The 11,087-nt window shown below is 25.0% G+C and carries 9 protein-coding genes; 2 read left to right on the plus strand and 7 right to left on the minus strand.

The window, feature by feature from the left end; genetic code table 11:
• Nucleotides 1-115 precede the first annotated feature (115 nt).
• Nucleotides 116-931, minus strand: coding sequence for an alpha/beta fold hydrolase (locus NG918_RS10595; protein WP_252226106.1), 816 nt, complete (start codon nucleotides 929-931; stop codon nucleotides 116-118).
• Nucleotides 932-935: 4 nt separating this feature from the next.
• On the minus strand, nucleotides 936-1,808 hold the full coding sequence (locus tag NG918_RS10600) for a S66 family peptidase (protein ID WP_252226115.1): 873 nt from the start codon (nucleotides 1,806-1,808) through the stop codon (nucleotides 936-938).
• Between the two features lie 234 nt (nucleotides 1,809-2,042).
• Here NG918_RS10600 and NG918_RS10605 point away from each other — a divergent pair, with 234 nt between their 5' ends.
• Together NG918_RS10605 and NG918_RS10610 are read left to right on the plus strand one after the other, a co-directional pair.
• Nucleotides 2,043-3,014, plus strand: coding sequence for a glycosyltransferase family 2 protein (locus NG918_RS10605; protein ID WP_252226117.1), 972 nt, complete (start codon nucleotides 2,043-2,045; stop codon nucleotides 3,012-3,014).
• Between the two features lie 9 nt (nucleotides 3,015-3,023).
• The gene (locus NG918_RS10610) at nucleotides 3,024-3,422 is read left to right on the plus strand and encodes a GtrA family protein (RefSeq protein ID WP_252213170.1); all 399 of its coding nucleotides are present in this window, start codon (nucleotides 3,024-3,026) and stop codon (nucleotides 3,420-3,422) included.
• Nucleotides 3,423-3,537: 115 nt separating this feature from the next.
• Here NG918_RS10610 and NG918_RS10615 read toward each other — a convergent pair whose 3' ends face one another.
• The 5 genes from NG918_RS10615 to NG918_RS10635 form a co-directional block, all read right to left on the minus strand.
• On the minus strand, nucleotides 3,538-4,701 hold the full coding sequence (locus NG918_RS10615) for an iron-containing alcohol dehydrogenase (RefSeq protein ID WP_252226119.1): 1,164 nt from the start codon (nucleotides 4,699-4,701) through the stop codon (nucleotides 3,538-3,540).
• A 141-nt stretch (nucleotides 4,702-4,842) separates the two neighbouring features.
• Complete coding sequence (locus tag NG918_RS10620; protein ID WP_252226120.1) at nucleotides 4,843-5,526, minus strand: RNA pseudouridine synthase; 684 nt, start codon at nucleotides 5,524-5,526, stop codon at nucleotides 4,843-4,845.
• 43 nt (nucleotides 5,527-5,569) lie between these two features.
• A complete protein-coding gene (locus NG918_RS10625; RefSeq protein ID WP_252226122.1) occupies nucleotides 5,570-8,788 on the minus strand; it encodes a ligand-binding sensor domain-containing protein in 3,219 nt (1,072 codons plus the stop codon).
• Nucleotides 8,789-9,054: 266 nt separating this feature from the next.
• Complete coding sequence (uvsE, locus tag NG918_RS10630; RefSeq protein ID WP_252226124.1) at nucleotides 9,055-10,017, minus strand: UV DNA damage repair endonuclease UvsE; 963 nt, start codon at nucleotides 10,015-10,017, stop codon at nucleotides 9,055-9,057.
• A gap of 256 nt (nucleotides 10,018-10,273) precedes the next feature.
• A complete protein-coding gene (locus tag NG918_RS10635) occupies nucleotides 10,274-10,885 on the minus strand; it encodes a hypothetical protein (protein WP_252226126.1) in 612 nt (203 codons plus the stop codon).
• Nucleotides 10,886-11,087 lie beyond the last annotated feature (202 nt).

Below are 11,087 nucleotides of genomic sequence, written 5' to 3' on the forward strand. Positions count from 1 at the left end.
TATACTATTTTATAACAACTTAATGACTATTGTAAATAAAACAAGTCCTGTAATATTATAAGAAAATATACTTTTGCCTGTATTATTTTCTATCTTATCCAAAATTCATATATAATTATTCTTCCACTTTATTTAGCCATTCACTTACTAGTGAATTAAATACTTTACCTTGTTCTATTTGCAAATTATGTCCTGCTCCATCTAATATAACAAAAGTAGCTCTTAGAAAATTATCTAATATAGTAAAAGCATCCTTATAACCTACACACGAATCTTGTTTCCCAACTAAAATTAGAACAGGTTTTTCAAATTTTTTATTTAAGTTATCAACATTAAAAGATAATTCATATCCCTCTTTTTGAAATTTGTCTAAAAATTTCATATTACATATTTTTATTCCATCTACAACTTCATTTTTATATCTTTCGTAAATTTGTTGATTTTGAATTACTAAACAATTGTTAATATCTTCAGCTTCTTCAAAGTTAAGTTTAGATATCAATTTTTCATCTTTTTTTATTACTACATGATTAGGGACATCCCTACTTTGTTTATTAGGTTTTATTACAGGACATATTAATAAAGCCCCATCTACTCTGTCCATCATTTTATAAATTACTCCTCTTAATAAAAAACCACCATAAGATTGACCTGCAATTAAAAAGTTTTCATTAGGAATAATTTTATTTATGAATTCAATTAAAATTTTAAGCATATCATCACAATTAGTTATCCATTTAGCACTATCTGACTTTCCCATTCCAGGTAAATCTATATATATACGTTTATAATCTTTTTTATCTTTAAATATAGGTTCCATACACCCATACATTAGTCTATTATCTACACAATAGCCATGTAACATAATAATTGGCTTTCCCTTACCTATCATTTCATAATTTATGTTAATATCTTTTATATTACACTTCATTATTTCACCTTCTATAATATTTTAATTCTATATTCTTTCCTATAATAACACATTTTGAGTCTGAGCCATGACCAATTTCACTTGTTTTTATTATAGGCATATTCTCATCACTTACTATTTCTTTTACTAATTCAATTATACTAGGTCTATACTGATTATTTTCCATCTCTGTAAAATTGCCTAGTATTATGCCTTTTATCTCTTTAAATGCTCCTAAATGCTTATAATGAGTTAAATATGTAGCCATCTTTGCCACATCACCACTGAAACTCTCTAATAACAAAATTTTATCTTTAAATTTAGGCATATATTCTGTTCCAGCAAGTTTTAAAAAACAACGTATATTTCCACCTACCACTATTCCTTCAATAGATTTTCCTTGTATCCATTCATATTTAAAATCAAAAAGACTCTTTTTACCTTCCATAAATGTTTCTTTAAAATTTTTAATTTGAATTTCAGAATTATCTCCAATTAGATTTCTTATTTGATAAAGATACGTTTTTATATCACTTTTAGTATATAATGCATTTATAACTACTGATAAATCACTATAACCAAAAAATAATTTAGGATTTTTCTTTATAGTGTTAAAATCTAAATATTCTAAGATTCCGTTAGCTAAATCTCCACCTGAAATATCAAAAACAGCTTTTATGCCACTATTTTCAAAAAATTTCATAAGTTCATCAGCTCTCTCTTTTCCACTTCCATTAAATACAGAATATTTTTTATATATTGTATTAGAAAAAACAACATTTAAACCAATAGATTTTAAAATTCTTTCCAATTCGTTAATCTTTAATTTCATGCTTTTATTAATCCCATTAGAACATGCTATAATTCCAACTTTATCACCTTTATCTAATAACTTCATCAAATTCTCCTTTTAATATTTTCTTAAGTTACATACTTTATCTAAATTAATTATATTTTTTCATTTATTAATGGTCAATGATAAGTTTTTTCCTATATACACTTGCTTTAACTCAGAGTTTTGTTTACAATTTGAATATTATGGATTATAATGATTTTTGTATTTTTATACGTTATGAAACATTGGTACATATATTTCATAACGTATATATTGACAATTTGGAGGTAGTATAATATGAAAGGTTGCCTATACTTGGTAATTCCTTGTTATAATGAAGAAGCTGTATTACACGAAACAGCAAAGAGATTATTAGTAAAAATGAATTCCATGATAGATAAAGATTTTATATCAAATGATAGTAAAATTTTATTTGTTAATGATGGTTCAAAAGATAAGACATGGGATATAATTGAAGAGCTTCATGCTCAAAATCCAATTTTCAGTGGAGTAAATTTATCTAGAAATAAAGGACATCAAAATGCTTTATTAGCTGGATTAATGACTGCTAAAGATTATGCTGATATAACAATATCACTAGATGCTGATCTCCAAGATGATATTGAAGTAATTGATAAGTTTGTTGAAGAATATTATTCAGGCAGTGATGTTGTTTATGGTGTTAGATCATCTAGACAAACAGATACTTTCTTTAAAAGAACAACTGCTTTAGGATTTTATAAATTTATGAATGCTCTTGGTGTAGATGTTATGTACAATCATGCTGATTATAGACTTATGAGTAAAAGAGCTTTAGATGGATTAAGTCAATTTAAAGAAGTGAATTTATTCTTGAGAGGTATTGTTCCTTTAATTGGATACAAATACTCTGTTGTAGAATATGAGCGTCATGAAAGATTTGCTGGAGAATCAAAATATCCTTTAAAAAAGATGCTTGCTTTTGCATTAGATGGTATTACATCTTTTAGTATAAAACCAATAAGAATAATTACTGGATTAGGATTCTTTATATTTTTTGTTAGTTTTATAGCTTTAATCTATTCTCTTATAGTTAAATTCTTAGGTGAAACAGTTACAGGTTGGACTTCATTAACTTTATCTATTTGGATGCTTGGTGGAATACAACTTTTATCTTTAGGAGTAATTGGAGAATATATAGGGAAAATATATAATGAAACAAAACAAAGACCTCGTTTTATTATCGCTGATAAATTAATAAAAACTGATGAAAATAAAACTAATATGTAGGTGACTATATTGGATAAGCTTATACTAAAATTTAAAAATACATTTTTTACAAAACAATTTTTTATTTTTGTAACTATAGGACTTATAAACACATTTATTGGGGTTGTATTTTCATATATATTTTCAAGCTTTTTAAATGAGAACATAGCTTTTGTGGTAGGATATATTTGTGGATTATTTATATCTTATTTATTGAACAGTTTCTTTACATTTAAAGAAGCTTTAGATTTTAATAAATTTATAAAATTTGCAATTTCATATATACCAAATTTTATTATACAAAATATAGTTGTTCTTATAGTATTTAACATGATGGGATTACACAAGCTTATAGCTTATGTTTTAGCAGCTATAATTGGAGTTCCTGTAACATTTGTATTAATGAAATTTTTTGCATTTAAGCATTAATAATATAAATCTTTTTTATATAAATTATGCAAAAAGACTGGTGTACAATGAATAAAAATTTATTGTACACCAGTCTTTTTATTTTTAATTATTAACACAAGTTTTAAATAAATATTTATAATGCAGCTTTATAAATGTTCGCTACATCTTTTGGCGTAAGCGGTTTAAATCCATATTGTAATCCTGATTTTACTGCTTTTTGTGCCATAATTTCAAAATTTTCTTCTCCAATTCCGACTTCTCTTAATGTTGATGGAATTCCTAATTCTTTAAAGAATTCTGCAGTCTTATCTATTGCAGTATTAGCTATAGCATATTTATCTAAACTCTCATCTATATTCCACACATTAACTCCATACTCAACGAATTTATATAACGTATCATCATTTAAAACATATCTCATCCAATGAGGTGTTAAAATCGCTAAACCAACTCCATGAGTTATATCATAAAATGCGCTTAGTTCATGTTCCATTGGATGTACTGACCATGCTCCAGCTGTTCCATATGATATTAAACCATTAATAGCCAAACTAGATGCCCACATTAAATTTGCTCTTGCTTCATAATTATTAGGCTCTTGTATTGCTATTTTTCCATATTTCATACATGCTTTAAGTAGTCCCTCCGCAGTTCTTGCTTGGATAAATGCTCCTTTAGTATTATTAAAATAATTTTCAAATATATGACTCATAATGTCTGCAGTTCCTGCTGCTGTTTGATTTTTAGGAACAGAGTAAGTATACTCTGGATCTAATATTGATACTTTAGGTTTCATCTTATCATGACCTGTACCTATTTTTTGGTTTTTGCTCATATCAGATATAACTGCATATGGATCCATTTCTGAACCTGTTGCTGATAAAGTTAAAGTGGTAATTATAGGTAACACCTTAGTTATTTTGCTTGGATCTAATACAATATCCCATGGATCATTATCATAATTTACTCCTGCTGCAATAACTTTAGCACAATCTATTGTGCTTCCTCCTCCAACAGCTAAAACAACTTCTATATCATTATCTCTACAAAGTTTTACGCCTTCTCTAACGGACTCTATTCTAGGATTTGGAGCTATATTAGAAAGTTCTACATATGATATATTGTTATCTTTTAATATTTTCATCATATCATCATATAAACCTATTCTCTTAATGCTTCCCCCACCATATACAACAAGAACTTTGCTTCCATATTTTTTTATAGCATTTCCTAAATGCTTTATTTGACCTTTTCCAAAGTAAATTTCAGTAGGTATTGAATAATTAAAATTTTCCATATAAAATCTCTCCTTACGATATATTTAATTAAAATATTTTATATTTGGCTATGTTTTAAACATATATTGATATATGCAATAGGTAAAATGGAATTGTAGTAAAATATAGCCCTATATGTATATATTGTCTAAAAATTTTTGTTACTTAGAATTTTTTAACCCTTCTATTTCTTCTTCTAATAAATAACGCCATTTACCATATTCTAAATTTCCAAGTTCAATATTAAGAATTCTTATTCTTTCTAATTTTTTAACATTATATCCAAAAACTTTGCTCATTCTCCTAATTTGTTTATTAAGACCTTGCGTCAAAACAATGTTAAATGTATCTTCCGAAATTCTTCTTACTTTGCAATGTCTTGTTTTTACATTACATATTTCAACACCACTTGTCATTCCTAAAATAAATTCATTATTAAAAGGTCTATCTAAAGTAACTATATATTCTTTTTCATGTTCATTTTCTGATTCTAAAATATTGTTAGCTAAATCCCCATCATTAGTTAACAATATTAATCCTTGAGATGCTTTATCTAATCTACCTACAGGAAATATATATTCAGGATAATCCATAAAATTTATTATATTATTTTCAACTTCATCTGCTGCAGTACAGGTTACTCCTACTGGTTTATTTAATGCTATATAGATTTTTTTCTTTATTGGAAGAGTCTTGTTATCAAGAAGAATTTCATCCTCTAATTCTACCCATTGTCCTTGTATACATGGAATTCCATTTACAATTATTCTATTTTCTTCAATGAGCTTACTAGTATCTTTTCTTGAACAAATACCTAAATTACTAAAAAGTTTGTTTATTCTCATATTTTATATCCCAACCTTACAAGCTTAATGATACATATAAATTCTACTCTATATTAGTAGGTAATATTATAACAAATTCACAGCCTTTTCCAATATCACTATTAATATATATTTTTCCCTTATGTAAATCTATAATATGTTTGGTTATAGTTAATCCTAATCCACTGCCACCTTTTGATTCTGAATTTGCATCTACAATTTGATTAAATCTATCAAATATAGCTTTATGATATTTAGGATCTATTCCTATTCCAGTATCTTTAACTTTAATTATGACTTTATTATTTAAATCTTTTAAAGTTACTTTTATTTCTCCGCCTTCTGGTGTAAATTTAGCTGCATTACTTACTAAATTAACTATACATCTTTCAATTTCATAACTATCACACATTATAACTTTTTCTTCAACTTCCGGATCTATAATTAGGTGTATTCCTTTATTTTCAATATAATCTTTTAAACTCAAAGATGTTTCCTCAACTAAATATACTATATCATTTTCTTTAAAATTTGTTTCATATCTTCCACTTTCAATTTTATTTGTATCTATTATATTATTTATTAACCTTAATAATCTATTTGAATTTCTTTTTATTATCTTCATATAATAATTTAACTTTTCTTTATCTATTCCATCATCTTGTTTGTTTAATTCTGATATAAGCTGTTCTGTAGATGAAATAACATTTAAAGGTGTTCTAAGTTCATGAGAAAGATTAACAAAGTAATTATTCTTATTTCGCTCTAAGTCAATAACTTTATTTAATAATTTGCTATTTTTGTCCATCTCTTCCCTTAACTGCTTAGTTCTTTTTTCAACCATTCTATCAAGATTCTTCATTTTATTAAGACTTAAATAAATTATTAGTATAGATATAATTAAATATAGTATTATTGCTTGTTTACTTTTCCATAATGGTGGTTTTATAGTAAATGTAATTTGGCTTTCATCGCTTAGACTCCCATCCGGCATTTCAACTTTTGCTTTTAATATATGATTCCCTGATTTTATATTATTATAAGTAAATTCATTAGAATTCCCCATATTCCAATCGCTATCTATCCCCTCCAACTTATAAAAATACTTTATAGCATCTCTATTCTTATAATCTGGAACAAACATTTTAACTCTAACCATATTTTCATCTGAATTAAATTTTAATCCATCTATATTTTTATATTTTTTTCCCTTTACTTCAAATGCTTCAAAAAAAACTTTAGGTAAACTTCTGTTTTTATTTATTTCTAATGGATTAAATATATTTAATCCATTAATACCTCCAAATAAAAATTCTCCCTTACTATTTTTAAAATAACTATTTCCATTAAATTCATTGCTTTGAAGTCTATTTGATATATTTAAATTAGTAAATGTATTGTTACTTATATCTAATTTTGATATTCCATTATTAGTACTTGTCCAAGGATTATCATAATCATCTATTAAAATTCCATAAATATTATTATTAGCAAGTCCATTTTTTTCTGTGTATCTTGTAAATTTTTCTGTATTCTTATCTAATTTATTTAGTCCATATTTAGTGCCTATCCATATATTATTTTTTGTATCCTCTACTATTGAAACTACAGCATTACAACTTATCGTATTGTTATCACCTTCAACTTTAGTATAATTTTTTATAGTCATATCATATGGATTTAATCTTATTAACCCTCCATTCATATATAACCCTATCCAATACATTCCTTCTTTATCCTGATATATACTATCAACATAAGTATCTACTATATTATTATCTTTTAAAATATATGTCATATCTACTACAGTATCGTCTTTTAAATTTAAAATATTAATACCATCTGCTGTTCCTATCCATAAACAATCTTTATTATCTATAAATAAAGTTCTTATGTTGTTATTAGTCAATCCATTTTCAATTGTATATACTTTAACTTCGTTAGTATTTTTATCAATTTTATTTAAACCATTATCTGTAGCTACCCAAATTTCATTTTTTCTTCCAGTTATAAATTTAATTTTATCACTTACAAGATTGCTATTTTTAGAATTTATTCTTGTTACATTTTCAGTTTTTGGATTCAGTATATTTAATCCTTTATTGCTAGTACCTATCCAAACTAATCCTTCAATATCTTCATAAATCCCTTGTATGGAGTTATCACTTATCGTGTCTTTTAAAAAAGGATCATGTTTATAATGTTTTATTCCATTATTAGGATCGAATGTACTTATTCCACCATATGTACCTACCCACATCAATCCTGTAGAATCTTCCATTATAGAGAACGTGCTTTTATTTATCAAACTAAATTTATCATACACTCTATTTATATAAGTAGTAAAATTATCTTCTTCTTTATTATACATAGATAATCCATAATCTGTACATACCCATACTACTCCCCTACTGTCTCTTAAAATATCTTTAACTACTCCACCTTTTAACTTTCCTTTTTCAAATTCCTTTTTTTCTTCAATATGTTGAGATTTATATTCAACTATATTATTTGTTTTTATATCTACCTTCAATAATCCAGCTCCAGATGTTCCTACCCATACTTGTCCATTCTTATCTGAATATACCTTATGTATAGAGTTTTTATAGTTATTATTAGTATTATATAAAAATTCTATTTTTTCAGTTTGCATATTTACTTTATTTAGTCCATTTTCAGTTCCAATCCATATATTCTCATCTTCATCTTCATCTAAGCTATATATAACCTGATTAGTAAGAACTTGTTGATTATTACTATATAGAATTCTTTCAAACTTGTCTTCATTTTCATTATAAATATTTAACCCATCAGCTGTAGCAACTAATATTTTTTGGTCATTAGTAATTAAAATATCACAAATGTTATAATTAGATAAATTTCCTTGTGATTCCTTATCATAATAATTCTTAATTGAATCATCCTTTAAATTAATCTTACTCAATCCATTTGCTGTCCCAACCCATAAATTTCCCAATTTATCTTCTTTAATTGCGGTTATACTGTTACTTGAAATACTATTATTTGAATTTTCTTCATATTTATAAACTTTAAATTCTTTTCCATTATACTTATTTAATCCATCATGAGTACCTATCCAAATATATCCTCTGCTATCCTGAAAAATGTCTTCTACACTAGATTGAGATAATCCATCATCTATACTAATACTTTTAAAATTAATATTATTGTATGCCTTAACATCATTTTGAGTATTTATTATTAAGAAACTAAAAAATATTACTACAATCATTATTTTTTTCAATATTAATCTCTTTTTCATAATTTCTCCCTTTTCGACAATATTTATATAAATAATTATACTACAATACTATTTTTTAATACAATATTTTATATTAATAGTTTAATATTCCTAGTTAATTTTATTTTATTTTTAAATATTTTAAATTTTTTACATAATTTAAGTAAAAAATCACCTTTTAGTAAAACCAATTATTATAATATTTTCTATCTATATAAAAATATCTATTTTAAGAGGCTGTTGCAAAACTAACTTTCAAGTTAGTTTTGCAACAGCCCCATTTTTGGTTAAGCCTCAAAAGTACTTTGATCAATCCATTTATAATTAGGCTTAATTTCTTTTATTTCTTCTACTAATTTAAATAATGCTATATCTTTTTGTTTGCATTCAAGCATAACATCAAAATCTCTATCTATAACTTTAGTTTTTTCAATAAATTCTACAAAATCATTTGCATTTATGAATTCTGAGTGTTTTCTATCTTTTTCATGATCCCTAGGGCTAGAAAAATGGACTTTAGGTGGTAATGACTCTTCATTCCAAGTATTAAAAATACCTTCAATTAACTCCATTATGTTTTCTCCAGAATTATTACAATTATGATGATGAACATCTAATACCATAGGTACTTTTAATTCTTTAGATATATTTAAAATTTCACTTGCAGTATAAGTTTTGTCATCATTTTCTATAATTAATCTAGACGTTATTTCTGTGGGAAACTCTTTTAAATTTTTAATAAATCTTTTAATCCCCTCTTCTTTTCCTCCTGTAGCTCCACCAAGATGTATTACCATTTTTCCTTCTTTATAATCAAAATCTTCAAACCACTCTGCTTGACGTATTAAATTTAATTTTGTATTTTCAACAACTTTAGGATTTATACTATTTATAACATTGAATTCATCTGGATGAGTATCTACTCTCATATTAGAATTTTTTATGAGATTCCCTATATATTTAAAATCTTTTCTAAACATCTCTCTATGACCCCAGTACCCCACTTCTGGATGAGTGACTAGAGGAATCAAAGCTGATGTTATTCTATAGAAATGTATATTGTTTTCTATATTATATTCAAGTATCTTTATTAAGTCATTTAAGTTAGATAATGCAACTGATTTTAATTTTTCACTCTTCTTTTCTTGTTCTATTATTTTGCTATAATTTTTAAAAGTTACTGTACTAGAACTAGTAACTTTTTTTCCTAAATTCATTGCTATTGAAACATATCCTAATCTTACTTTCATAAATATTCTCCTATATTATCAAAAGAATTACCTATCTTTTATTTTTGTACCAATTAGCTATCCATATTCCTATTAAACATACTATAATAAATATTACTAAAATTATATACCAAGGCATAATTAACACATCCTTATAAACTTTATTCTTATTTTATAAGGATGTGTTATTTTAGATATATTTATTCTTTTAAGCAAGATTACTTTTTATTCATATCTAATATAGTGTTATCTTTTTATTATCATCTATATAATAAACTTAATTTATAGACTTAATGCTATACCTATCTTTTACAGTCACAACTTTAATCTTTAAAACATTAAGAAGTTTTTCTAAACTTTTAACTTGATTTATATATTTTATGTTATTCTTTGCAATTAATTTTTCTATTATTTTAATAATATCAGATTTTTCGTCTTCAGTTATTTTACAGTTATTTTTTAGACATTCTCTATTAATATAAGTTAATGTAGTCCAAATTTGTTCTTCTGATATTTTGTTTATATCCATTAATACCCATGTGAAATCTTTTCTTCTGTTCTTTTCTGGGTAAGCTTTTTTAAAAAATGTTATAAATCCATTTTCTTTTTTAGGATCTTTTATTGAAACATACTTCCCAAGCTGTGATTTAAGTTGATTTTTTAAATACATAATAGTGTTTGGTTTTATTTTATCAGCCATAGCATCTATGCTATCATAAATAAAATTATAAGTATCTTGAATTTGCTCTTCATTAACATTTGATTTTTTAAGTATTCTCATTTTTTCTATATAGTCTAATACATTTTTCTTACAATCTAATTCTTTATTATATATCTTTTCCCATATTTCCTTTGCGCTTAATCCTTCTAACATTATAACTTCTTCCATATTACGTCATCCTCTGCATATTATTATTTACTAGTTTTACTTAAATATAATCATATCATATTACTCATAAACTTAAAAATTTCACTTTAAATATTGTACAATATTTAAATAAACTACCTCCTTATTATATTTGATACTTTATTTTAATTTATGGCTCTGTTTTAAATGCGTGTTGATATATACAATAGGTAAAGTGGCATTG

This window comes from Clostridium sp. ZBS2 (genome assembly GCF_023845855.1).
Classification (GTDB): Bacteria; Bacillota; Clostridia; order Clostridiales; family Clostridiaceae; genus Clostridium; species Clostridium aquiflavi.

Excerpts from the sequence above, each read along its gene's own strand:
- NG918_RS10635 (WP_252226126.1), bottom strand. The coding sequence starts at position 10,885 with ATGGAAGAAGTTATAATGTTAGAAGGATTAAGCGCAAAGGAAATATGG.
- NG918_RS10605 (WP_252226117.1), top strand. The coding sequence starts at position 2,043 with ATGAAAGGTTGCCTATACTTGGTAATTCCTTGTTATAATGAAGAAGCT.
- NG918_RS10615 (WP_252226119.1), bottom strand. The coding sequence starts at position 4,701 with ATGGAAAATTTTAATTATTCAATACCTACTGAAATTTACTTTGGAAAA.
- NG918_RS10600 (WP_252226115.1), bottom strand. The coding sequence starts at position 1,808 with ATGAAGTTATTAGATAAAGGTGATAAAGTTGGAATTATAGCATGTTCT.
- NG918_RS10595 (WP_252226106.1), bottom strand. The coding sequence starts at position 931 with ATGAAGTGTAATATAAAAGATATTAACATAAATTATGAAATGATAGGT.
- NG918_RS10625 (WP_252226122.1), bottom strand. The coding sequence starts at position 8,788 with ATGAAAAAGAGATTAATATTGAAAAAAATAATGATTGTAGTAATATTT.
- NG918_RS10620 (WP_252226120.1), bottom strand. The coding sequence starts at position 5,526 with ATGAGAATAAACAAACTTTTTAGTAATTTAGGTATTTGTTCAAGAAAA.
- uvsE (WP_252226124.1), bottom strand. The coding sequence starts at position 10,017 with ATGAAAGTAAGATTAGGATATGTTTCAATAGCAATGAATTTAGGAAAA.